This is a genomic window from Actinomycetospora sp. NBRC 106375 (assembly GCF_030269665.1).
Taxonomy (GTDB): domain Bacteria; phylum Actinomycetota; class Actinomycetes; order Mycobacteriales; family Pseudonocardiaceae; genus Actinomycetospora.
On record NZ_BSTS01000004.1, the window covers coordinates 309,904 to 333,685 of the forward strand.

The 23,782-nt window shown below is 75.1% G+C and carries 18 protein-coding genes; 8 read left to right on the forward strand and 10 right to left on the reverse strand.

All coding sequences use genetic code 11. The features are described 5' to 3' along the window. Window position 1: 1 nt before the first annotated feature. Together QSK03_RS09335 and QSK03_RS09340 are read right to left on the reverse strand one after the other, a co-directional pair. Window positions 2-424 carry a roadblock/LC7 domain-containing protein gene (locus QSK03_RS09335; protein WP_285650819.1) on the reverse strand — a complete coding sequence of 141 codons (423 nt, stop codon included), beginning with the start codon at window positions 422-424 and terminating at the stop codon, window positions 2-4. Next, window positions 421-5,397 (reverse strand): sensor histidine kinase, encoded by a 4,977-nt coding sequence (locus tag QSK03_RS09340; RefSeq protein WP_285650821.1) that lies wholly within the window; start codon window positions 5,395-5,397, stop codon window positions 421-423. Before QSK03_RS09340 ends, QSK03_RS09335 begins: the two co-directional genes overlap by 4 nt. A 492-nt stretch (window positions 5,398-5,889) precedes the next feature. Here QSK03_RS09340 and QSK03_RS09345 point away from each other — a divergent pair, with 492 nt between their 5' ends. The 5 genes from QSK03_RS09345 to QSK03_RS09365 all read left to right on the forward strand — a co-directional run bounded on the left by QSK03_RS09345 (window position 5,890) and on the right by QSK03_RS09365 (window position 9,960). Next, entirely contained in the window at window positions 5,890-7,596 is a 1,707-nt protein-coding gene (locus tag QSK03_RS09345) for a DNA repair helicase XPB (protein WP_285650823.1), read from the forward strand. Between the two features lie 266 nt (window positions 7,597-7,862). Beyond that, complete coding sequence (locus QSK03_RS09350) at window positions 7,863-8,324, forward strand: GNAT family N-acetyltransferase (RefSeq protein ID WP_285650826.1); 462 nt, start codon at window positions 7,863-7,865, stop codon at window positions 8,322-8,324. After that, window positions 8,321-8,590, forward strand: a complete 270-nt coding sequence (locus QSK03_RS09355; RefSeq protein WP_285650828.1) for a hypothetical protein — start codon at window positions 8,321-8,323, stop codon at window positions 8,588-8,590. The genes QSK03_RS09350 and QSK03_RS09355 overlap by 4 nt, the downstream gene beginning before the upstream one ends. Before the next feature lie 255 nt (window positions 8,591-8,845). Beyond that, on the forward strand, window positions 8,846-9,421 hold the full coding sequence (locus QSK03_RS09360) for a GNAT family N-acetyltransferase (protein ID WP_285650830.1): 576 nt from the start codon (window positions 8,846-8,848) through the stop codon (window positions 9,419-9,421). 11 nt (window positions 9,422-9,432) lie between these two features. Next, window positions 9,433-9,960: a cysteine dioxygenase family protein gene (locus QSK03_RS09365; protein ID WP_285650832.1), complete on the forward strand. Its 528-nt coding sequence runs from the start codon at window positions 9,433-9,435 to the stop codon at window positions 9,958-9,960. 66 nt (window positions 9,961-10,026) lie between these two features. Here QSK03_RS09365 and QSK03_RS09370 read toward each other — a convergent pair whose 3' ends face one another. The 6 genes from QSK03_RS09370 to QSK03_RS09395 all read right to left on the reverse strand — a co-directional run bounded on the left by QSK03_RS09370 (window position 10,027) and on the right by QSK03_RS09395 (window position 16,199). Then, window positions 10,027-10,461, reverse strand: a complete 435-nt coding sequence (locus tag QSK03_RS09370; protein WP_285650835.1) for a YccF domain-containing protein — start codon at window positions 10,459-10,461, stop codon at window positions 10,027-10,029. A gap of 35 nt (window positions 10,462-10,496) precedes the next feature. Continuing rightward, a complete protein-coding gene (locus QSK03_RS09375) occupies window positions 10,497-11,795 on the reverse strand; it encodes an MFS transporter (RefSeq protein WP_285650836.1) in 1,299 nt (432 codons plus the stop codon). 64 nt (window positions 11,796-11,859) lie between these two features. Further along, window positions 11,860-12,876, reverse strand: coding sequence for a zinc-dependent alcohol dehydrogenase family protein (locus QSK03_RS09380; protein WP_285650837.1), 1,017 nt, complete (start codon window positions 12,874-12,876; stop codon window positions 11,860-11,862). 10 nt (window positions 12,877-12,886) lie between these two features. Next, a complete protein-coding gene (locus QSK03_RS09385; RefSeq protein ID WP_285650839.1) occupies window positions 12,887-14,548 on the reverse strand; it encodes an AMP-binding protein in 1,662 nt (553 codons plus the stop codon). Continuing rightward, a complete protein-coding gene (locus tag QSK03_RS09390; protein WP_285650841.1) occupies window positions 14,545-15,363 on the reverse strand; it encodes an alpha/beta fold hydrolase in 819 nt (272 codons plus the stop codon). Before QSK03_RS09390 ends, QSK03_RS09385 begins: the two co-directional genes overlap by 4 nt. Then, window positions 15,363-16,199 carry a MaoC/PaaZ C-terminal domain-containing protein gene (locus tag QSK03_RS09395; protein ID WP_285650843.1) on the reverse strand — a complete coding sequence of 279 codons (837 nt, stop codon included), beginning with the start codon at window positions 16,197-16,199 and terminating at the stop codon, window positions 15,363-15,365. Before QSK03_RS09395 ends, QSK03_RS09390 begins: the two co-directional genes overlap by 1 nt. Before the next feature lie 107 nt (window positions 16,200-16,306). Here QSK03_RS09395 and QSK03_RS09400 point away from each other — a divergent pair, with 107 nt between their 5' ends. Both QSK03_RS09400 and QSK03_RS09405 read left to right on the forward strand, forming a co-directional pair. Beyond that, window positions 16,307-16,927 (forward strand): TetR/AcrR family transcriptional regulator, encoded by a 621-nt coding sequence (locus QSK03_RS09400; RefSeq protein WP_285650844.1) that lies wholly within the window; start codon window positions 16,307-16,309, stop codon window positions 16,925-16,927. Between the two features lie 95 nt (window positions 16,928-17,022). Beyond that, window positions 17,023-18,399, forward strand: a complete 1,377-nt coding sequence (locus QSK03_RS09405) for an MFS transporter (RefSeq protein WP_285650846.1) — start codon at window positions 17,023-17,025, stop codon at window positions 18,397-18,399. A gap of 353 nt (window positions 18,400-18,752) precedes the next feature. Here the strand turns inward: QSK03_RS09405 and groL are convergent, their stop codons facing one another. Further along, window positions 18,753-20,387, reverse strand: coding sequence for a chaperonin GroEL (groL, locus tag QSK03_RS09410; RefSeq protein ID WP_285650847.1), 1,635 nt, complete (start codon window positions 20,385-20,387; stop codon window positions 18,753-18,755). 178 nt (window positions 20,388-20,565) lie between these two features. Next, entirely contained in the window at window positions 20,566-22,155 is a 1,590-nt protein-coding gene (locus tag QSK03_RS09415) for a serine/threonine-protein kinase (RefSeq protein ID WP_285650848.1), read from the reverse strand. A 252-nt stretch (window positions 22,156-22,407) separates the two neighbouring features. Here QSK03_RS09415 and moeA point away from each other — a divergent pair, with 252 nt between their 5' ends. Then, a complete protein-coding gene (gene moeA, locus QSK03_RS09420) occupies window positions 22,408-23,622 on the forward strand; it encodes a molybdopterin molybdotransferase MoeA (protein WP_285650933.1) in 1,215 nt (404 codons plus the stop codon). The last annotated feature ends 160 nt before the right edge of the window (window positions 23,623-23,782 follow it).

Sequence of the window (23,782 nt, forward strand, 5' to 3'; positions counted from 1 at the left end):
GTCATCGCACCGCCGACCCCTGGAGCTCGGCGCGGAGCTCGGGGGTCAGGAGCTGGCCCACCCGGTCGACCAGCAGGGTCATCTCGTAGCCGACCAGCCCGATGTCGCAGTTCGGCGCGGCGAGCGTCGCCAGGCACGACCCGTCGCTGATGGACATCAGCAGGACGATGCCCCGCTCCATCTCGACGACGGTCTGCACGACGTCGCCCGCCTCGAAGCACCGCGCCGCGCCCTGCGTGAGGCTGACCAGCCCGGACGCCACCGCCGCCAGCTGGTCGGCGCGGTCGCGCGGCAGCCGGTTCGACGCGGTGAGCAGCAGGCCGTCGGCCGACACGACCACGGCGTGGGCGACACCGGGCACGCGCTCGGCGAAATTCGAGACCAACCAGCCGAACCGGCTCGGCTGCGACTGGGTTTCGGTCACTGCTCCTCCTCGTCCCCGGGACGCTCGCCGCGCGCCGGCTCGTCCGCGGTGTCGGCCGGTCGGCCCCGGCGGGTGGTGCGCCCGTCGGCGACACCCTGCTGATAACTGGCGAGACGTCCGCGGATCGCGTCGGCACTGCGTCGCGGGCCGCCCGCACCCTCGCCGGGACCCGCAGCCGCCGTGCGGGCGGCGCCCGGCACGAGCTGGGCCCGGGGACGGCGCCGGGGCAGACCCGACTCCGTCGTGCCACCGGCGCTGGTGCCGGCGTCGAGCGCGTCCGCGGTCGCCGCGGCCGCGCGCCAGCCCTCGTCGCCGGACGTCGACGCCCACTCGGCGTCGTCCGGTCCGGCCGAGGGTGGTGCCTCGCGGAACCACGCGGACGCGACCTCGTCGTAGATCGGCGTCCGCTCCCGCCGCGGCGTGCCCGCCCGGCCGGGGAGACGCTCGGGGACCGCGCGCCCGGGTCCGTTGGCACCGTTGGCACCGTTGGCACCGTTGGCACCGTTGGCACCGTTGGCACCGTTGGCACCGTTGGCACCGTTGGCACCGTTGGCACCGTTGGCACCGTTGGCACCGTTGGCACCGTTGGCGCCGCCGCCGGTGCGGGCGTGCCCGTTCCCGGTGTCGGGGCTCGCCGGCGGGGCGTCGAAGAGACGCCCGCCGTCGCCGGCCTCCGTGCCGAACGCGGCCGGGGGCGCCGACCGCGCACCCGATCGGCGCGGCAGCCCCGCCGGCGGCTGGAGACCCTCCTCCGGACCCTCCGGGGCGGCCGGGGCCTGCGCGTCGCCGGCGGGCGGCGGGGGCGTCGGCTCGGCCGACCGCCGCGGCAGGGGCGACCCCGGCGGCGGCCGGAAGCCCTGCGGGGCGGGCTCCCCCGGTGCCGACGGACCCGTCGCCTCGGCCGGCGCCGCCGGCTCGGACAGAGCGGCGGGCGCCTCGGGTGACCCGGGCGACGCGGGTGCTTCCGGCCGGGCCGGCGCGGACCACGCCGCCGGCGCTCCCGGCCCGGCGGTCTCCGTGTCCCCGGGGTCCCCCGGGGACATCGGGGACACGGGCTCCTCGGCGGAGCCGGGGGACCGACGGGGCCGCAGTCGCGGCGCCATGCCCGGCGACAACGCCGGGCCGCCCGGGGACAGGCGCCGACCCGTGGGCCGCAGCCCGCGACCCTCGCCCGGCGTCTCCGCGGCGTCCGGGATCTCCGGGGTCTCCTCGGCGACCGGCGCGGGGGTCTCGTCCGCCGGCGCACCGGTGACCGGAGCCCCGGCACTCGCGGCGGCCTGCTCCTCGTCCGTGGCGTCCGTGGCGTCCGTGGCGTCCGGTGCGTCCGTGGCGTCCGGCACACCGGGAGCCTCACCGCCGACCTCGGGGGAGGTGTCCCCCTCCGCGGCGGCCGGTGCCGTGCGGGGCTGCGGGCGCAGGACGCGCGGGCGCAGCGGGAGCGTGCCGCGCCGCGTGGGCGCGGGCGCCGCGTCCTCGTCCGACGGCTCCGCGTCCGCCGCGGCGGACGGCGCGGCGGCCTCCGCCGCGTCGACGCTCGCCTCGGCGGCCTCCGGCGGCGGACCGACCCGGTTCTCGACCGGATCGTCGACCCGGCCCTCGGTGCCCCCGACGTCCTCGCGGACCTGGCCGGCCTCCTCGGGATCCGCGTCGGACGGACCGGGCGGCGGCACGACGGGCGCGCCGTTCCACATCGGCGGACCGGCGGCCGGCTGCTGAGGCGGACCCGGCGGCTGGTCGGGAGGCGCACCCTGCGGCGCACCCGGGGGCGCACCCGGGGGCGCGCCCTGCGGCCGTCCCTGCGGCGGCGGCCCGTAGGGACCACCGGGGCCTGCCGGTCCCTGACCGGGCGGGGCGCCGGGCCCGCGCCACCCCGGGGGCGGACCCCCGCGGCGACCATCCGGCGGCGGACCCCACACCGGGCCCTGCGGGGCCCCGGGACCGGCCGGCCCGCCGGGGCCACCTGGTCCACCTGGTCCACCTGGTCCACCTGGACCGAACGGCCCCCCGGGAGCGCCGGGCCCGCCGTAGCCGCCGGGCTGACCCGGGCGACCCGGCATCGGACCCGCCGGGCGCCCCGGCGGGCGCCCGCCGAGGCCCTCGGGGCCCTCCTCGGGCGCCGGGCCCTCGGGGTCGGCGCCCCGGGGACCGCCGGCGGCGGGCATCTCGGAGTCGTCGTGCTCGGCCGGTGTCTCGGAGGGTGCCTCGCCCGCGGGCGCGGCCGGCTCGGCGGCGTCGGCGGGCGAGCCGTCCTCGCGGGCCTCCCCGCCGTCCTCGCCGTCCTCGTCCTCAATACGCCGGCCCCGCCGGCGGGCCGCCGCGGCACCGATGAGCGCCGCGGCGCCGGCCGCGACACCGCCACCGATCAGTCCGTGGCGTCCCTGGCTCTGGTCCTGCTCGCCGTCGGTCTCGGGAGCCTGCGCGGCGTCCGGGGCGTCCGGCCCCTCCGGACGATGCAGCGCCGCCGGCGCCTGCTCGCCCGGGCCCGGCTCGACGGGCTCCGCGGGCTCCGCGGGCTCCGCCTCTGCCCCGACCGGGGTCTGCTCGACGGGTGCCCGCTCGGGGCGACGCATCCCGCGTCCCCCGGGCCCGAGAGGGCCGCCGGGGCCGCGCGACCCGGGAGCGCCACCGGGACCCGCAGGACCCGCAGGTCCCCCGCCGTCCCCGTGACCATCGTGCCCGCCGTGCCCGTTGTGCCCGTTGGTGCCCGGCGCGCCGTTCGACGGCCCGCGCTGCGGCAGGACCGGACGGCGCTCCGCGGGCGCGTCGGGGCGGGACGGGGCCTCGGCGCCACCCTGCTCCGCCGGGTCGACCCCGGGGGAGAAGAACGCGCCGGGCGCGCCCACGGGGCGCCGGCCGCGCTGGGGCAGGGCCGCCCCACCGTTGCGGGACTGCTCGGGGACGACGCCGGGGACGCCGTTGCGGGCCTCGGCGCCCTGCGGCGGACCGGCCGCCGCCGCGGTCGGCGCCGCGCCGTCACCGGCGGCGGCGAGGACCGCGTTGGCCGGGATGACCGCGGTGGCGATGACCCCGCCCTCGTCGCGGTTGCGCAGCTCGACCGCGATGTGGTGGCGCGTGGCCAGACGGCCGACCACGAACAGGCCCATGCGCCGGGACGCGGACACGTCGACCGTGGGCGGCGAGTCGAGGCGCACGTTGGCCTCGTGCAGGTCCTCCTCGCTCATCCCGACACCGGAGTCGAGGATCTCGACGAGCACCGAGCCGTCGCCGTTCTGCGACGCGCGGATCTGCACCCGGGTGTCGGGCGCGGAGAACGTGGTGGCGTTCTCCAGCAGCTCGGCGACGAGGTGCACGACATCGCTCGCGGTGCGCCCGAGCAGCTGGGCCTGCGGCGGGGGCGCGAGGTCGATGCGCTGGTACTGCTCGACCTCGGACGCCGCGGCGCGCAGGACGTCCACGAGCGGCACCGGCCGGCTGCCGCGCCGGGAGAGGTCGGTGCCCGAGAGCACCAGCAGGTTCTCCGAGTTGCGGCGCATGCGGGTCGCGAGGTGGTCGAGCTGGAAGAGGTTGGAGAGCGCCTCCGGGTCCTCCTCCGAGTTCTCCAGCTGCTCGATGAGGCGCAGCTGGCGCTCCACCAGGGCCTGCGACCGCCGCGACAGGTTGACGAAGATCGAGTTGAACGCGGAGCGCAGGCCCGCCTGCTCGGCGGCCAGGCGGACAGCCTGCTCGTGGACCTGGTCGAACGCGCGGGCGACCTGACCGATCTCCTCGCGGGTGTTGATCGGCGTCGGGACGATCGTGGTGTCGGGCGCCTCGCCCTCGCGCAGGCTCCGGACCGCCTGGGGCAGGCGGCGCTCGGCGACGTCGAGCGCGGTGCGGCGCAGCAGGCGCAGCGGGCGCAGCAGCGAGCGGGTCACGAAGAAGACGACCGCCGCGCCGGCCATGAGCGCCAGCAGGAGGATCACCGAGGCGACGCCGGCGCCGCTGCGCGCGGAGGCCTGCAGCGCGCCCGCCTGGTCCTGCAGCTCGGTGCGCAGCTGCTGGGCGGTGGTGGCGTCGCGGTCCTCGACCGCCGCCGACGCACGCTCCCAGTCCGGCCCCGAGACCTGCAGCGGCAGCCCGGCCGCCCCGCGGCCCAGGACGACCTGGGCCAGCAGGTCGCGGTTGTCGACGTCCGGGCCGACGACCGCGTCGGCGAGCTCGGCGTTGTCGGTGCCGACCGCGGAGCGGAAGTCGTCGACGGCGATCGAGCGGCGCAGCGTCGCGTTGCGGGCCTGGTCGATCGACGGCGCGTCGATCCGGCCGGCCGCGATGCCGGCGGCGACCACGGCCTGGACGTAGGCGTCCTCCTCGCGCACCACCGCGAGCGAGTACAGGCCCGAGGAGAGCCCGGCGACGCTCGGGTCGGCGGCCTCGCGGGACAGCGAACGGTCGAAGACCTCGAGCGCGTCGATCGACTCGGTGTAGCGCCCGATCGCGCCGGCGGCGTCGACGCGGGCGTTGAGGACGTCGTCGCGGATGCGGTCGAGCTGGGTGAGCTCGGCGTTGGCCTGGTCGAACGAGAGGCGCGTCTGCCCGTCGAGCGAGTCGGCGCCGCCGTCGGCCTCGCGCAGCTCGGTGACCGCGCGGTTGGTGGCCTCGACGCGCTGGTCGACGGGCGCGGACCCGCCGGCGCGGTTGGCCGCGACGAACACGGCGGCCGCCGAGCGCTCGGCGGCGAGGTCGCCCATCAGCCGGGCCGTGCGGTCCTCGAGCGACACGGCCTGCTGCACGCCGTCGTAGGAGGCGGCCTCCTCGGTCTGCTCGACGATCCGCAGCACGCCGAGCGTCAGGACGAAGAGGGTCGGCACCAACAGGACCGCGGCGAGCTTGACCGGCAGGCTCCAGTTGCGCAGGGCCAGCCGCTCGGTCCAGTCACCCCCGTCGTCGCCGGCGGGACGGGCGGAGGGCTCCTCGTGGTACCGGACCGACGCCCGGTCCGGCGTGCGCTCGGGTGCTCGCTCGGGTGTGGTCACGGACGGGTCCTCCCGGTTCCGCCGGTCGGCCGGACGTCGCCCGGCGCGCCCACGCGCCGAACGCGTCCCTGGTCCACGCTGGGTGACCAGGGATGGGCTATGGTCGGGACTGACCGGACAGCGCGGTGGCACACGGGTGACGCCGAGCGCGCGGCCGGTGACACGGCGGCACGACGATCGAGGTGCGGGGCGGGCAGCATCAGGGTGGTCAGGCGTCCGTAGCGGTCGGCGCGAGGTCCTCGACGGGCGTGCCCGGCGGACACCTCGCTGCGGGCGGGCTCCGACGCCGTTCGCGCCGTGAGCCCCTCGGGTTCGGTCGGTCACTCCTCGTGGGCGGGGTCGAGCGGGCCCACTGTATCCGCCGTGCCCCGGGGAATGAGCGGGACCGCCGCAGCGCTCCCCGAGCGGTGCTCCCGCTCCGCCCGACGGTGCAGGCTGCGAACGGGGGACAATGACTTTGACCACCCGTCGACGCGCCCGGAGGTCGAGAGGTTGAGCCACCCCGGCAACGGACCGCTCATCGTCCAGTCCGACAAGACCCTGTTGCTCGAGGTCGACCACGACGACGCGCCCGCCGCTCGTCAGGCGATCGCGCCGTTCGCCGAGCTCGAACGCGCCCCCGAGCACGTCCACACCTACCGCGTGACCCCGCTGGCCCTGTGGAACGCGCGCGCCGCGGGCCACGACGCCGAGCAGGTCGTCGACGCCCTGGTGCAGTACTCCCGCTACGCCGTGCCGCAGGCGCTGCTCGTCGACGTCGTCGACACCATGGGCCGCTACGGGCGGCTGCAGCTGACGAACTCCCCCGTGCACGGCTTGGTGATGCTGTCCAACGACCGCGCCGTGCTCGAGGAGGTGCTGCGCAACAAGAAGATCGTCCCGATGCTCGGCGACCGCATCGACGACGACACCGTCGCGGTGCACCCCTCCGAGCGCGGGCGGCTCAAGCAGGCGCTGCTCAAGGTCGGCTGGCCCGCCGAGGACCTCGCGGGCTACGTCGACGGCGAGGCCCACCCCATCGAGCTCGACCAGAGCGACTGGGAGCTGCGCGACTACCAGGCCGACGCCGTCGAGGGCTTCTGGCACGGCGGCTCCGGGGTCGTCGTGCTCCCCTGCGGCGCCGGGAAGACGCTCGTCGGCGCGGCCGCGATGGCGAAGGCGGGCGCGACGACGCTGATCCTCGTCACCAACACCGTCGCGGGCCGGCAGTGGAAGCGCGAGCTCGTCGCGCGGACGTCGCTGACCGAGGACGAGATCGGCGAGTACTCCGGGGAGCGCAAGGAGATCCGGCCGGTCACCATCGCGACCTACCAGGTGATGACCCGCAAGACGAAGGGCGAGTTCCGCGCGCTGGAGCTGTTCGACTCCCGCGACTGGGGCCTGATCATCTACGACGAGGTGCACCTGCTGCCCGCGCCGGTGTTCCGCATGACGTCCGACCTGCAGTCGCGCCGCCGCCTCGGGCTCACCGCGACGCTCGTGCGCGAGGACGGCCGCGAGGGCGACGTGTTCTCGCTCATCGGGCCCAAGCGCTACGACGCCCCGTGGCGCGACATCGAGGCCCAGGGCTGGGTGGCGCCCGCCGACTGCGTCGAGGTCCGCGTGACCATGACCGACAACGAGCGGATCATCTACGCCACCGCCGAGGCCGAGGAGCGCTACCGGCTCTGCGCCTGCGCCAAGACGAAGATCCCGGTGGTGCGCAGCATCCTCGAGCGCCACCGCGGCGAGCCCGCGCTCGTGATCGGGGCCTACCTCGACCAGCTCGACGAGCTGGGCGTCGCCCTCGACGCCCCGGTGATCCAGGGCTCGACGAAGAACAAGGAGCGCGAGGCGCTGTTCGACCGGTTCCGGCGGGGCGAGATCCCGGTCCTGGTCGTGTCGAAGGTCGCGAACTTCTCGATCGACCTGCCCGAGGCCTCGGTGGCCATCCAGGTCTCCGGGACGTTCGGCTCGCGCCAGGAGGAGGCCCAGCGCCTCGGCCGCCTGCTGCGTCCCAAGGGCGACGGCCGGCAGGCGCACTTCTACTCGGTGGTCGCCCGCGACTCCGTCGACGCCGAGTACGCCGCGCACCGCCAGCGCTTCCTCGCCGAGCAGGGCTACGCCTACCGGATCGTCGACGCCGACGACCTGCTCGGGCCGGTGATCCCGGACGTCGAGTCCGAGGGCGACCCGGAGCCACGCGAGAACACCGAGTAACTCACCCCGGCGTCGCGGCCCGGCCCGCCGGGCGGCGATCGCGAGGTTGTCAGCGAAGTGCCGTCACGGACGCTCAGCGTCCGTATCGGTACTTCGATCACCGGCGCGCCCACGCGGGCCCCACCGGGCGAGCACCCGACCTCGAGCCGGCGCCATCCGTCGAACGACGCGACGACCGGCACGTTCCACATGATCAACAAGGCTCGCGACCTGCCGGCCGTGCCGCTCGCGGCGACCCGTGACTCGGGCCGGCGCACCATCGTGTGATGGGGACGGGTGACGGGCTGCTGCGCTGGGCCCGCGAGGACGAGGTCGCGGTGCTCGAGGACGTCCAGCGCGAGGCCTCACTGATCTGGACGGAGTACCGCGCCGACCTGCTCGCGCACCCCGAGGCGATCATGGTGCCGCGCAGGCAGGTCCGCTCGCCCGGGATCCGGGTGCACGAGCTGGACGGCGCGGTCACCGGGTTCGCGGCCGTGCTGCCGCTGCCCGACGGCGAGGCCGAGCTCGACGGTCTCTTCGTGCGCCCCGCCCACATGCGCCACGGGATCGGCGCCCGGCTGGTCGCGGACGTGGTCGGCCGGGCGCGTGACGGCGGCGCGCCGCGGATGGTCGTGACCGCCAACCCGCGCGTCGAGACCTTCTACATCCGCTGCGGCTTCCGCACGATCGGCGAGGCGCCCACGCGCTTCGGTCCGGCGATCCGGATGGACAGGGACCTGACATGACCGCCCGCACCGACCGTGGACCGGTGCTCATCGAGCGGGACGCCGCGCAGCGGGCGGCGCCCATCGACGCCGGCGACGAGTCGACGACGCCACGAAGACCGGGCGCGCCGCCCATCGGCGTCACGTGCCCGAACCGGGGCGCCGCGTTGCCCAGGTCGCCGGGTGCCCGTGGGCAGGTCGAGGCGGCAGCCGCCGGGATCGGCCCGGAGATCACGGGCGTGCCATCCACCTCCGACGGGCGACCGGGGTGCACGACGCTCTCCTGATCACGGAGCGCGCGCGGGCATCCGAGCTCCGACACAGCGCCCGGGAGATCAGGGGCGCGCCGTCCACCCCGGTGGCCGCGCGGGGTGGATGACGCGCCCGTGATCTCGCGGGGTGCTCGTGGGCAGGGCGGCGTGGCATGGGTACCGCCGCGGCCCGAGATGGGGAGGTCTCACCGACGAGGGGACGCGGGCTCCCGGACCAGGCTCGGTCCTGCCGCCGGACGACGGGTCCGGCGCCGCGAGGAAGGACCCGCCATGACGACGACCACGCTGCGCCCGACCCTGCTGACCCTGGTGGCGCCGGACCGACCGTCCGGGCTCCGGGCCTCCGGTCGCCCGCCCACCGTGACCCTGCGCGAGCTGGGCCCCGGCGAGACCGGCGTGCTCGACACGGTGTTCGCCGGCCTGTCCGACCAGAGCCGCTACCTGCGCTTCCACGGCGCGACGCCGCGGCTGACCGGTGCGGTGCGCCGGACGCTCGCCGCCGTCGACGGCCGCCGGCACATCGCCGTGGCCGCGTTCGGCCCCGACGGCGAGCCCGTGGGCATCGCCCGGCTCATCTCGGTGGGCCTGCGCGACGCCGAGCTGGCCATCGAGGTCGTCGACGCCTGGCAGGGCCGGGGCGTCGGGCGCCGGCTGCTGACCGCCGTCGCCGCCCGCGGCCGCGAGGAGCGCTACTCGCGCCTCGTCGCCGATGTGCTGACCGAGAACACCGGCATGCGCGCCCTGCTCGCCTCGGTGCTCCCGATCCTCTCCGTGGAGACCGACGGCTCCGAGACGACGCTCGTCGCGGACCTGACCGACGCCGTCCCCGCCCGCACCGCCGCCTGAGGAGCCCCCCGATGACCACCGCCCTGATCACCCCGCTGGCCGCCCTGACCGCCGACCTCGACGCCGCCGTCCGCGACGCCGCTCCCGGGCTCGCCCGGGTCGGCGCCGTCGGCGACGCCCTGGCCCCGTACCTGGGCGATCCACGGTTGCTCTCGCCGGCCCAGTGCGTCGGCGACCCCGAGCACTACCGCCAGCACCTGCTGCACGTCGCCGACGACGGCGCGTTCTCGCTGGTGGCGCTCGTGTGGCTGCCCGGCCAGTCGACCCCGATCCACGACCACCTCTCGTGGTGCGTGGTCGGGGTGCACACCGGCGAGGAGCACGAGACCCGCTACCTCCGCGTCGCCGACCGCCTCGTCGTCGACGGCGAGGACGTCGCCGGGCCGGGCACCGTCACCGGCCTGCTCCCGCCCGGCGACATCCACCGGGTCACGAACACCGCGCCGACCACGACCATCTCGCTGCACGTCTACGGCGTCGACGTCCGCAGGCTCGGCTCGAGCATCCGCCGCCGCTACGACCTCCCCGTCCGCGGCTAGCGGTCGGCTGAGGTGTTGTCAGCGAAGTGCCTTCACAGACACTCAGCGTCCGTATCGGTACTTCGATCACCGGCGCGCCGGCACCGCCGCGCGGTGGTCGCCGACCGCGAAGCCCGGGTCGTCGGTGTCGACGATCCGCCGGCCCAGCGGCGTCAGCGACACCGGGATCATCTTGAGGTTCGCCCAGGCGAACGGGATGCCGACCATGCTGATGGCCAGCGGGATCGCCGTGACGATGTGCCCGATCGCGAGCCACCACCCGGCCACGACGAACCAGATGATGTTGCCCAGCGTCGAGCCCACGCCCGCGTCGGCCCGGCGCTCGATCCGGCTGCCGAACGGCCACAGCGCGAACAGCGCGATCCGAAACGACGCGATGCCCCACGGGATCGTGACGATCAGGATGCAGCAGATGATCCCCGCGATGACGTAGCCCAGCGCCATCCACACGCCCGCCAGCACGAGCCAGACGAGGTTGAGCAGGGTCCGGAGCAGCTCCATGACACCAGAATGCCACCACCGCGGTGGTACGTCCGTTACGTCAGCTCCCGGCCCTTGGTCTCGGGCAGCGTCAGGATGATCAGGAACGCGATGAGCGCGCCGCCCGAGACGTACCAGAAGAACAGCTGCGGGCGGTCGGCGGCGGACAGCGCCGAGATCAGCAGCGGCGCGGTGCCGCCGAAGAGCGCGACGGTGAGGTTGTACCAGGCGCCGATGCCCAGGGCCCGCAGCTCGGTCGGGAAGAGCTCGCTCATGATCGCGGGCGCGATCGAGGACATGAACGTGTAGAGCCCGAGCCCGACGACGAACACGATGATCAGGTTGATCAGGGGTGTGCGTTCGACGATGAGCAGGCTCATCGGCACCGTGATCACGGTCATCAGGCCCGACCAGATCAGCAGCTGGGGCTTGCGCCCGAAGCGGTCGGCCGCGATGCCCATGGGGTACTGCAGGGCGATGAACACGACGGTGCCGATCGAGAGCGCGAGGAAGACGTCGCCGCCCGACGCGTCACGGAACTGGACGGCGAACGGCGTCAGCGCGCTGAAGAACGTGTAGAAGCACAGCGTCGAGAGCAGCGTGAACCCGAAGAGCTGCAGCACCGCCTTCGGGTGCTCGCGCAGGGTCAGCAGCAGCGGGTTGCGCACGGCGCGGGCGCGCTCGACATTCTCCGCGAACTGCTCGGTCTCGGTCAGCGTGCGCCGCAACCAGAGCCCGATCAGCCCCAGCAGGCCACCGACGAGGAACGCGATGCGCCAGCCCCAGGACTCCAGCTGGGGTCGCGTGAGCGTCGTCGTCAGCAGCAGGCCGAGCAGGCTCGCCGCGAGCAGCGCGACGCCCGTCGAGATGTAGAAGAAGCTGGAGTACCGGCCGCGGTGGGCGGCCGGGGCGATCTCGCCGAGGTAGGCGCTCGCGTTGGACACCTCGCCGCCCAGGCTCAGGCCCTGCGCGATGCGTGCGAGCAGCAGCAGGATCGGGGCGAGCCAGCCGACCGCCTGGTAGGTCGGCAGCACGGCGATGATCACCGAGCCGCCCGCCATCAGCAGGATCGTCACGAGCATCGCCCAGCGGCGTCCCCGCAGGTCCGCGAGCCGCCCGAGCAGGATCCCGCCGAGCGGGCGGAAGAAGAACGCCAGCGCGTACGTGCTCGTGGTGCCGATCAGCGCGAGCGTCGGGCTGGACTTGTCGAAGAACTGCGACGAGAAGTAGACGGCGAACGTCGCGTAGATCGTCCAGTCGAACCACTCGATCGCGTTACCGATGCTGGCCGCGACGAGCGTGCGCACCGGCAACCGGTGGCGCTCGGTGCTCGCCGGATCGGACACCTGGCTCATCCGCGCTCCTCACGCTCGCCCCCGTGCGACGCACCGTAGGCGAGCGGACGCGCCCGGTGAAGACCTACTCGCTGACGATCCCGACCTTGCCGCGCGCGCCGCCGTCGGCGACCTCGTAGGCCCGCGCCGCGTCGTCGAGCGCGAACCGATCGGTGACGACCCGCTCGGGGTGCAGGTCCCAGCGCGCGAGCCGCTCGAGCAGCTCGGCCATCCGCCACGTCGGCGCCACCCAGGAGCCGTGGACCGTGAGCTGGCGGTGGATGAGGACCTCGCTGACGTCGACCGTCAGCGTGCCGCCCTCGCCGACCAGCGCGCACCGGCCGTGGCGGCGCGTGTGCCGCAGTGCGGTGAGCTGGGCGACGCCCGCGCCGGAGCAGTCGACGGTGACCTCGGCGCCGTCGCCGAGCAGGTCGTCCAACTCCTCGTCGTCACCCTCGACCGCGACGTCCACGGCCCCGAGCTCGCGGGCCAGCGCGCGGCGCTCCGGCGAGGGGTCGGTGCCGACGACCCACGGCGAGCCCATGGCCGCGGCCAGCATCCCGGCGGCGAGCCCGACGGGCCCGAGCCCGGTGACGAGCACCTGCTCGCCACCGGCGAGCGCGACCCGGCACAGGGCCTCGTACGCGGTCGCGAAGCCGCACGCGACGCAGGCGCCGTCGAGGAAGGTGAGGCTGTCGGGCAGCGGGACGAGGTCGCGCTCCTCGGCGAGCAGCCGGTCGGCGTGCCCGCCGTCGCGCTGCCAGCCGTACGCCCGGCGGCGCGGCGACGTGCAGCTGATCTGGTAGCCGCGGCGGCACTCGTCGCACTGGCCGCAGCCGCTGATGTGGTAGACGACGACGCGGTCGCCGACGCCGATGCGCTCGACCTCCGGGCCGACGGCGACGACCTGGCCGCACGGCTCGTGCCCGCCGACGACGTCCTGGTAGGCCTCCGGGCCCTCGCCGAGGTGCTCGCGGTAGATCGCGCGCAGGTCGCTGCCGCAGATCGTCGAGGCGCGCATCCCGACGACGACCTGTCCCGGGCCGGGCTCGGGGTCGGGCACCTCCCGCAGGTCGACGCGCCGTCCGCCCGGCAGGTACACGCCTCGCACGTCAGCCCCTCTCGAGCGCCCGCCGGGCCCACTCCCGCAGCTCCGCGGCCTTGATCTTCGTCCCGTTCGTGCCCGACGTCGTCGGCATGGCGTCGACGACGTGCACCACCGCCGGCACCTTGAACCCCGCGAGCGCCTCGCGGCACCAGGCGACCAGATCCTCTCCCGCCGGCGCCCGGCCCGCCGCGCCGACCACGAACCCGACCGCCCGCGTCCCCCCGTCCTCGCCCGGCACGCCGACCACCTTGGCCGTCGCGACGTCCGGGTGCGCCGCCAGCCGCCGCTCGATCTCGGCCGGGTCGACGAGGAAGCCGCGCAGGCGCAGGGCGTCGCCCCGGCGGCACACGTACACGAACGCGCCCTCGTCGACGAGCACGCCGAGGTCGCCGGAGCGGAACCAGCCGTCGGCGGTCCACACGTCCGGGGCGTCCGCACCGAGGTAGGCGTCGACGACGTTCGGCCCCTGGAACTGGATCTCGCCCTCGCGGCCGGGCTCGAGCACGGTGTCGGTGTCGGGGTCGGCGACCCGGACCGCGATGTCCGGACCCACGACCCGCCCGCCCCCGGCCCACCGGCCCGGTGCGGGCTCGTCCGCGGGCCAGGCGGTGGTGAGCGCGAAGACCTCCGACGAGCCGTAGACGCCCGTGACCTGTGTCCCGGCCTCGGCGGTGAGCCACGCGGCGAGCTCGCGGCTGCGGCCCTGGAAGTCCGCGACGCCCCACCACCGCCAGCTGGAGAGATCCCGCGGACGCCGCTCGTGCGCCTCCCGCAGCCGCAGCACCATGTCGTCCCCGGCGCCGACGTGCGTGACGTGGTGGGCGGCGACGTGGTCGAGCACCCGGTCGGCGTCGAACACGGGCTCCAGCAGCACGGCCGCGCCCGCCGCGAGGCCCGCCATCACCGCGTTGTAGCCGTAGACGCCGGACAGCGGGAGCACGCCGAGCACGACGTCCCCCTCGGTCAGCCCGAGGACGGCGGCGTCGGCGACGGCGTGGCCGAGCACCGCGGCGGCGGAGTGCGCGGCGAGCTTGGGCAGGCCGGTCGACCCGGACGTCGTGAACGCGACCGCCAGCGCGTCGGGGTCCGAGCGCGCCGGCTCCGGCCCGTCCTCGCGACGCGGCGTCCACGCACCCGCGCCGACGTCGCACGCGGCGGGGTCGGGCTCCGGACCGTCGGGACCGGTGACCACGGCGACCCGCGGGACGACCCCGGAGTGCTCGACGGCCGCGCGCAGCCGGTCGAGCAGGTCGAGCCCGTGGAAGCCTCGGGCCAGTGCGACGAGCCGTGGCCGCGCCCGCTCCAGGACGTGCGAGGCCTCCTCGACCCCGTAGCGGGTGTTGATCCCGACGACGTGCCCGCCGCGGGCGGCGACGGCGAGCTGCCAGACCAGCGCGTCACTCCAGTTCGGCATCCACACCGCGACCGCGTCGCCCGGCCCGACGCCGTGCTCGGCCAGCTCGGCGGCCAGCGCCCGGGTGCGCCGCCAGAGCTCGCCGCGGCCGACGGGGCGGGTCGTCCCGTCCGGCAGGGCGTCGTGCACGGCGGCGACGGCGGGGTCGCGGCGGGCGAGACGGGCGACGAGGTCGGGCAGATCGGCGGGCCGCTCGCCCGGCGCAGGGAAGGCGCTGACGGAGTGCGGGACGGCCGCGGGACGCTCGCTCACGAGGCCGCGGGGACGGAGGTGAGCTCGGCGAGCCAGCCGTCGAGCACGGCATCGAAGCCCTCGATCTCCTCCATCGGGTAGTGCCCGACGCCGGCGAGCACGGTGCACCGGGCGCCGGGGATGCGCTCGGCCGCCCAGCGCACGCGGTCGACGTCGAGCCAGAGGTCGTCGTCGCCCACGACGAGGTGGGCCGGGCACGTGATCCGGGGCAGGGACTCCCGCAGGTCGTGGGCGGTCCAGCCCAGCAGGTCGGAGGTGGACACGGTCGGGTCCTCCCGGCGGTGCATCGTCGCGATCAGCTCGGCGCGCGCCGGCGGCACGCTGCGCCCGAGCACCGCCAGGGTGCCCAGGTGGGTGCGGTCGGTGCGAGCGGGCGCCGCGACGTCGGAGAGCTCGCGGCGCAGGCCCTTCGCCGACGGGCGGCCTCCGGTGTGGGCGTCGGCGGCCATGGCGACGACACGGCTCAGCTCGTCCGACGCCCGCGCCGCGACGTCGAGGGCGATCTTGCCGCCGATCGAGCAGCCGACGACAGCGGGCGCCCGGAGCCCGAGGGTCCGGATCAGCTCCAGGCACCACGCGGCGTACTCGCCGAGGTCCTGCACGGGCCCGCCGGGCGCCGGCTCGGACCGTCCGTGCCCGGGCAGGTCGGGGACGACGACGCGGTACCCGCGCGCGGCCAGCGCCGGCGCGACGTGGCGCCACTGCACGCCGCTCTGGCCCGCGGTGTGCAGGCAGAGCACGGGCGGTGCGGTGTCGTCGCCGTGCTGCTCGACGAAGGCGAGGCTGCCGCGCAGTGTCAGGTAGTCGGCACGCATCAGGCGATCTCCCGGGCGGCGTCGGCGAGGCGGTGGAGCGCACCGGTCAGGCGCAGGTACTCGTAGCCGTCGCCGGTCACCGTGAACCGGCCGGCCATCGCGAGGCGCATGAACGGGTTGTCGGCGCTCTCGACCAGCTCCAGCCAGGTCAGCGGGTCGGCACCGAGGACGAACGTCGCGCCGCGCGGGGTCCGGGCGACGGTCTCGAGCACCCGCCCGCGGTAGATCCGGAGGGCGACCTCGTCGTCGCCGCTGCGCAGCGCGACCGTGCCGTCCCAGGTGGCGAGGTCCTCCGTGAACCCGTGGTCGAGCCGCGCGACCAGCGCCTCGGCCCAGGGCACGGTGCCGAACGCCCGCCCGGGCGGATCGCCGCCGGTGGTCCGCGCCGCGATCAGTGCGCTCGTGGTGCCCTCCTGGACGGTCTCGCCGCCGTCGTCGCGCAGCCGGAGGTGCCGGGTGACGACGCCGCGGTCGCCGCGCGAGGTCCGCCGGCAGCGCACGATCGTGACGTCGAGGAACAGGACGTCGCCGACGCGGACCGGGCGGCGGTAGGCCCAGTGGGTGTCGAGGAGCCCGAGCACCGCGTCGCCGTGGATGCCCAGGCCCTGCAGCAGGCCCATCGCGATCGCGACGCCGAACGGACCCTGGAGGATCGCGTCCGGCCCGGCGTGCAGCGGGTGGTCGTCGCCGGACAGGCGGGTGAACGCCGCGAGGTCGTCGGCCGTGACGGCGCGCGGGCCGGCGGTCCACCGCTCGCCGACGGCGAAGTCCTCGAAGGAGCGACCCGTCGTGGTGCCCGGGGGCGCAGAGCCCGTCCGCTCGCCGAGATCGGTCACGCCGGCTCCTTCGCCTCGATCGAACGAACGACTGTTCGTGTCGCAATCCATCACTCGGCCCGCCGCGCCGTCAAGCGGCGGCGGGACACGTCTCTACAGTGGCGGACGTGAACGCCCGTTCGACCACCTCGCTCGTCGGCGACACCGGCCGCGGCAACGAGGCGGCGATCCTCAACGCGGCGCTCGCCGCGTTCGGCGCGAAGGGCTTCCACGGCGCCTCGATGCGCGACATCGCCCAGGGCGCGGGCACCAGCCTGTCGAACCTCTACAACTACTTCCCGTCGAAGTCCCGGCTCTTGGCCGAGGTGCTGCGCCACGCGAACGCGGAGCTGGTCACGCGCATCCACGTCGCGCTCGACGAGGCCGGCGACGACGCCGCGCCGCGCATGCGGGAGGCGGTGCGCGCCTACGTGCGCTTCGTCGTCGACCACCAGCTCGCGATGGTGGTGTCGACCAACGAGGTGCGCTACCTCGAGGGTGACGACCGCGAGCGCCTGGTCGCCGACCGCGACGCCACGCAGGCCGTCTTCGAGGACATCGTCGCCCAGGGCGTCGCGTCCGGGGAGTTCCGCACGCCGCACCCCGCCGACGCCGCGCGCACCATCCTCTCCGGGCTCGCCGGCGTCGCCGCCTGGTACCGGGCCGACGGCCGCCTGGGCCGCGGCCAGCTCGCCGAGCAGCAGGCGCGGTACGCGCTGGCGCTGCTCGAGAGCCCGCTCGCGCGCTGAAGCCGCTCTCCTTGCCGTGGGCGGCTCCGTCCTTCTACGGTACGAACGATCGTTCGTATCGACCTCGCGACGACGCGACCAGAGGGGCAACCGCCGTGGACACCCAGACCCATCCCGACACCGGGAGCCCGCGCATGGGCCGGCTCGCGACCGCGGCCGTCTTCGCGACGACGCTCGAGTGGTTCGACTTCCTCATCTACGCGACCGCGGCCGCGCTGGTGCTCGGACCGCAGTTCTTCCCGTCGTCGAACCCCGTGGCGGGGACGCTCGCGTCGTTCGCGACCTTCGCGGTCGGCTTCGTCGCCCGGCCCCTCGGCGGGATCATCGCCGGCCACGCCGGCGACCGGTACGGCCGCAAGCCCCCGCTCGTCGTCGCGATGCTGGTCATGGGCCTCGCGACGTTCTCGATCGGCGTGCTGCCCGGCTACGCGAGCATCGGCATCTGGGCGCCGGTGCTGCTCGTCGTCGCCCGTCTCGTGCAGGGTCTCGGGGTCGGCGCGCAGTGGGGCGGGGCGGCGCTGCTGCTCACCGAGCACGCGCCGGTCGAGCGTCGCGGGTTCTACGGCAGCCTCGTGCAGACCGGCGCCGTCCTCGGCGCGGTCGCCGGCAACCTGTTCTTCCTGATCCTCACCGCGACCCTGTCCGACGAGCAGTTCACGAGCTGGGGCTGGCGGGTGCCGTTCCTGTCCGGCCTGGTGCTCGTGCTGATCGGGCTCTACGTGCAGATGCGGATCGAGGACACCCCGGTGTTCAAGGCGCTGTCGGCGAGCTCGGCCGCCGCCCGGCGCGACGCGGGCCTGAGCAAGGCCCCGCTGCTCCAGGCCGTCCGCCGGTACTGGAAGGAGATCCTCCAGGCGACCGGCGCGTTCTTCGTCGTCAACGCGACCTTCTACATCCTCATCTCCGGCGTCCTGGACTACGCGACCAAGACCGTCGGGATGTCGCGGACCTCGATCCTGCTCTGCGTCATGGGCGCGGGACTCACCCAGGTGATCACGATGCCGTTCTTCGGCGCGCTCACCGACCGGATGGGCTCGCGCAAGAAGCTCTACCTCATGGGCACCGTCGCCATGGCGATCTGGGCGTTCCCGCTGTTCTGGCTGATCGACTCGGGCTCGGTCCCGCTCGTCTTCCTCGCCCTGCTCGTCGGCTTCACGATCCACGCGACGATGTACGGGCCGCAGGCGACGCTGTACTCCGAGATGTTCCCGGCCGACGTCCGCTACTCCGGCGCCTCGCTGGGCTACCAGTTCGCCTCGGTCTTCGCGGGCGGCCTCGCCCCGTTCGTCATGACCGCGCTGCTCGCCGCGACCGGCGCGTCCTGGTCGGTCTCGCTCTACATCATCGGCACGGCGGCCCTGACCTTCGTCGCCGTGATCACGATCCACGAGCGCTTCCGCCGGGACCTCTACGAGACCTCCGACGGCGTCGACGCCGGCACCCCCGCCCCGGCGTCCACCACCGCCGGCTGAGGCTCGGGGATTGTTGCAGCGAACGCCCTATCGGCGTGCTCCATGGGACGTTCGCTGCTTCTATGCGCACGAACTCCCCGTGGATCTTTCGGGGCACCGGGTCGGCTGGGGAGCGAGGGGCGCCTTCGCTGCGTGGGATCCAGCGAAGGCGCCCCTCGCTGCGTCGGGGTGTCGGGGTGTCGGGGGCGGCGTGGACCCGCCGACGGAGATCACGAGCGCGTCATGCACCTCGACGGCGCGCCGCCGGTGCACCAGGTGCCCGTGATCTCCGTCCGGAACGCCCAGGCGGGCCCGCGAACGACGAAGGGCCGCACCCCCGAGGAGATGCGGCCCTTCGTTGCGCTAGCGGTGGATCAGAAGTCCATGCCGCCCATGCCGCCGGTCGGGTCAGCACCGGCGCCGGCGCCGGCCTTCTCCGGCTTGTCCGCGACCACGGCCTCCGTGGTCAGGAACAGCGCGGCGATCGACGCGGCGTTCTGCAGCGCCGAGCGGGTGACCTTGGCCGGGTCGATGATGCCGGCCGCGATCAGGTCCTTGTACTCGCCGGTGGCGGCGTCGAGGCCCTCACCGGTGTTCAGGCCACGGACCTTCTCGGCCACGACGCCGGGCTCGTGGCCGGCGTTGTGCGCGATCTGCTTCAGCGGCGCCTCGAGCGCGGTGCGCACGATGTTGGCGCCGGTGGCCTCGTCCCCGTCGAGCCCGAGGCCCGAGAAGACGTCGCCGGTCGAGGCCTGCAGGAGCGCGACGCCGCCGCCGGCGACGATGCCCTCCTCGACCGCGGCCTTGGCGTTGCGGACCGCGTCCTCGATGCGGTGCTTGCGCTCCTTGAGCTCGACCTCGGTGGCGGCACCGGCGCGGATCACCGCGACGCCGCCGGCCAGCTTGGCGAGACGCTCCTGGAGCTTCTCGCGGTCGTAGTCGGAGTCGCTGCGCTCGATCTCGGAGCGGATCTGCTGCACGCGGCCCTGGATCTGGTCGGCGGCGCCGGCGCCGTCGACGATCGTGGTCTCGTCCTTGGAGACGGTGACCTTGCGGGCGCGGCCCAGCAGGCTGAGGTCGGCGGTGTCGAGCTTGAGGCCGACCTCCTCCGAGATGACCTCGCCGCCGGTGAGGATGGCCATGTCGGCCAGCATCGCCTTGCGGCGGTCACCGAAGCCGGGGGCCTTGACGGCGACCGACTTGAAGGTGCCGCGGATCTTGTTGACGACCAGGGTGGCCAGGGCCTCGCCCTCGACGTCCTCCGAGATGATCGCCAGCGGCTTGCCGGACTGCATGACCTTCTCCAGCAGCGGGAGGAGGTCCTTCACCGACGAGATCTTCGAGGACATGAGCAGGATGTACGGGTCATCCAGCTCCGCCTCCATCCGGTCCTGGTCGGTGACGAAGTAGGGCGAGATGTAGCCCTTGTCGAAGCGCATGCCCTCGGTGAGCTCGAGCTCGAGCCCGAAGGTCTGCGACTCCTCGACGGTGATGACGCCTTCCTTGCCGACCTTGTCCATCGCCTCGGCGATGAGCTCGCCGATCTGGGCGTCGCCGGCGGAGATCGACGCGGTGGCGGCGATCTGCTCCTTGGTCTCGACCTCCTTGGCCGACTTCAGGAGCTGCTGCGAGACGGCCTCGGTGGCCTTCTCGATGCCCTTCTTCAGGGACATCGGGTTGGCACCGGCGGCCACGTTGCGCAGACCCTCGCGGACGAGGGCCTGGGCGAGGACGGTCGCGGTGGTCGTGCCGTCACCGGCGACGTCGTCGGTCTTCTTCGCGACCTCCTTGACGAGCTCGGCCCCGATCTTCTCCCAGGGGTCCTCGAGCTCGATCTCCTTCGCGATCGAGACGCCGTCGTTGGTGATCGTGGGGGCGCCCCACTTCTTCTCCAGGACGACGTTCCGGCCGCGCGGGCCGAGGGTCACCTTGACGGCGTCCGCGAGGCTGTTCATGCCCCGCTCGAGGCCGCGACGGGCCTCCTCGTCGAACGCGATCATCTTGGCCATGCGGGTGGTCCTCCGATGAGAGACGTGCTCGGCCGAGCGCGGTGCCCGCGACGGACGACCGGCATCCAGACCGCCGGCCTCACCGTCCCGACCTGGCACTCGACGATACCGAGTGCCAAATCCATGTTGGCACTCGGGTCAGGGGAGTGCAACCGAACCCCCTCCGGGGTGTCGGCCCTCAGCCCAGCAGCACCACGAGCAGGATGATCAGCACCACGACGGCCACCCCGGCGATGATCAGGATCGCCCGTGCGGAGAGGCCGCCGGCGTTGCGCTCGAAGGAGCCGTCGCGGTCCGGCGGCAGCGGGTCGCGCAGGCGCATGGGCGGCGCGACCGACGAGCGCGTGAGCGGTCCCGGCGGCGGGCCGGCCGGGGGTCCGGTCGCCGGGCCGGGTGCCGGGAACGGCCCCGACGGCGTGGGGAACGGCCCGGACGGCATCACCGTGGGCGCGGGGAACGGGCCCGAGGGCGACGGGCCGGGGGGAGGACCGGGTGGCGGAACAGGCGAACCGGGTCGCCGGGCACCGGCCGGCCCGGACGTCTCCTCGGCGCGTTCCTCCGCGGTGGGCGCGGCGGCGGAGGGCGGATCGGCGTGCTGCGCCGACCGTCCGCGCGGATCGGCCGGCGGGACCCCACCGGCCGGCGTCACGGGGCCGACAGGCGGCACCGGGGCGCTCGGTGATGCCCCGCTCACCAGGGACACGGGCGCCACCGGACCGACGCCCGGCGCCTGAGCAGCCGGGGACACAGGCGGCACAGGCGGCACAGGCGGCACAGGTGGCACCGAGCGTCGCGGCGGCCCCGGCGCCCGACCCACCGACCAGCCGGGCCGGCCGGGCCGTCCGCTCCCCCCGGACCCCGGCGCCGCGAACGGCCCCGAGGGCGTGCCCGTCGCCGGACCCGGGCCGACGAGGGGCGCGAGGGCCGGGCCGGTGAGCGCGCCGCGGGCGGCCTCGACGACCGCGCTCGCGGACTCGTGGCGGCGCGGCCGGTCCGGGTCCATCCCGCGGTGGACGACGTCGTCGATGCGCTGGTCGAGCCCGGCGAGGTCGGCGACCGACGGGACCTCGCCGGCCAGGTGGCCGTCGATGACCTCGGTGACCGACCCCAGGTAGGGCGCCCGGCCCGTCAGGCACGTGAAGAGGACGCAGGTCAGGGAGTAGACGTCGGTGCGGGCGTCGACGGGCTCGCCGCGCAGGTGCTCGGGGGCGGCGTAGGTGGGCGAGCCGAGGAAGTCGCCGCCGGAGGTGCGGTGACCGGTCGCGCCGCGGCGGGTGAGGCCGAAGTCGGCGAGGTAGACGTGCTCGCCCGCCGACTCCCGCGTCGTCACCAGCACGTTGGCCGGCTTGACGTCGAGGTGCACCAGACCCCGCGCGTGCACCGCGTCCAGCGCGTCGGCGACCTGGCCGAGCAGCCGCAGCGTGCGCGCCACCGTCAGCGGCCGGCCGTCGATGACGCTCGCGAGGTCCGGCCCCTCGACGTGCCGCATGGCGATGTAGAGGTGGCCGTCGGTCTCGTCGAAGTCGTAGAGCGGGACGACGTGGGAGTGGTCGACCGCAGAGGTGTTGCGGGCCTCGTCGACGAAGCGCTCGCGGAACTCGCGGTCGGCGGCCAACGCCTCGTCGATGACCTTCAGCGCGACGCGTCGGCCGAGCCGGGTGTCCGTGGCGCGGTAGAGGACGCTCATGCCGCCGCGACCGATGACCCCGTCGACGCGGAAGTGACCGAGCCGCTGCCCGGTCAGGTCCTGCGCGCTCCGGTCACCCACGCGGGAACCCTAACGCCGCACGTCACCGTGATCGGGACGGAACGCGGCGACCCGGACGAGATCGCCGGCCGGGTGACGAACGACCTCACAGGTGACGGCATCGGTCACCGGGACGGCGATCGAGGGGCACGGCCGGTTCGCGGGCACCGGCGGTCGGGCGGCACGATGCCCGCCGTGACGGGACACGGGCACGACGGGGCGCAGGATCACGGGCAGGGCCACCACGGGCACGACCACGGCGACCCGTCGGCGATGCGGCCGGTCGCCGAGCACGCCGCGGCGGTCGCCGCCCTGCTCGCCCCGATGCCCGCCGAGACCGTCCCCCTCGCCGCGGCGCGGGGGCGGGTGCTCGCCGACGACCTCGTCTCGCCGCACGCGCTGCCGCCGTTCGCCAACTCCGCGATGGACGGGTACGCCGTGCGCAGCGCCGACCTCGCCGGCGCCCCCGCCGAGCTCCCGGTCGCCGCGGACATCCCGGCCGGGCGCACCGACGGGCCGCCGCTGGCACCGGGCACCGCGCACCGGATCATGACCGGCGCGGCCATGCCGGACGGCGCCGACGCGGTGGTGCAGGTCGAGTGGACCGACGCCGGCACCGAGCAGGTGCGCGTCGACCGGGCCGTCGGCGCCGGCCAGAACGTGCGCGGCGCGGGCGAGGACGTCACACCCGGGCAGGTCGTGCTGACGGCGGGCACGCTCCTCGGCCCCGCCCAGATCGGGCTGGCCGCCGCGGTCGGGGCCGGCACGCTCGCCGTGCGCCGCCGCCCGCGGGTGCTCGTGCTCTCCACCGGCTCGGAGCTGGTGGCACCGGGCGAGCCCCTGCGCCACGGCCAGATCCACGAGTCGAACGGGCCGATGCTCACGGCGGCGGTCGACGACGCGGGCGCGCGCGGCGAGCTGCTGCGCTTCGTCCCCGACGACGTCGAGCAGTTCACCCGCACCCTCGACGAGGCCCTGGCGGCCCGGTCCGACGACCCGGTCGACCTCGTCCTGACCTCCGGTGGCGTCAGCGCCGGGGCGTACGAGGTCGTGAAGGACGCCTTCTCGGGGCGCGGCGTCACCTTCAGCAAGGTCGCGATGCAGCCGGGGATGCCCCAGGGCGTCGGGCACCACCGCGGCCCGGCGGGCGACGTCGCCGTCGTGACCCTGCCCGGCAACCCGGTGAGCTCGCTCGTGTCGTTCGAGGTGTTCGTACGTCCCGTCCTGCGCCGGGTGCTCGGGCATCCGCAGCCGGAGCGCCCGCGGGTCCGGGCCCGCGTCGCCGAGGCGCTGACGTCCCCGGCCGGGCGCCGGCAGTTCCGGCGCGGCCGGATCGACGCGGTCGCGGGGACGGTGGCGCCGGTCGGCGCGGCCGGGTCGCACCTGCTCGCCGCGCTCGCCCACGCCGACTGCCTGTTCGTCGTCGACGAGGACGTGACCCGGGTCGAGGCCGGGGAGTCCGTCGAGGTCTGGCTCCTGGACGGGTGATGGTCGAGGGGCTCGATGGAGCCCCTCACGGCCCGATCGAGGCCTCCGTGTCCGTCCTGTCGAGCGGCCACGTTGCGCCGTTGGGGCGACCCGGGCTTCCGCCGTCGCGCGACATCGGGCACCATGTGTGACAGGTGTCATGGGGCGACGCAACGCGCCC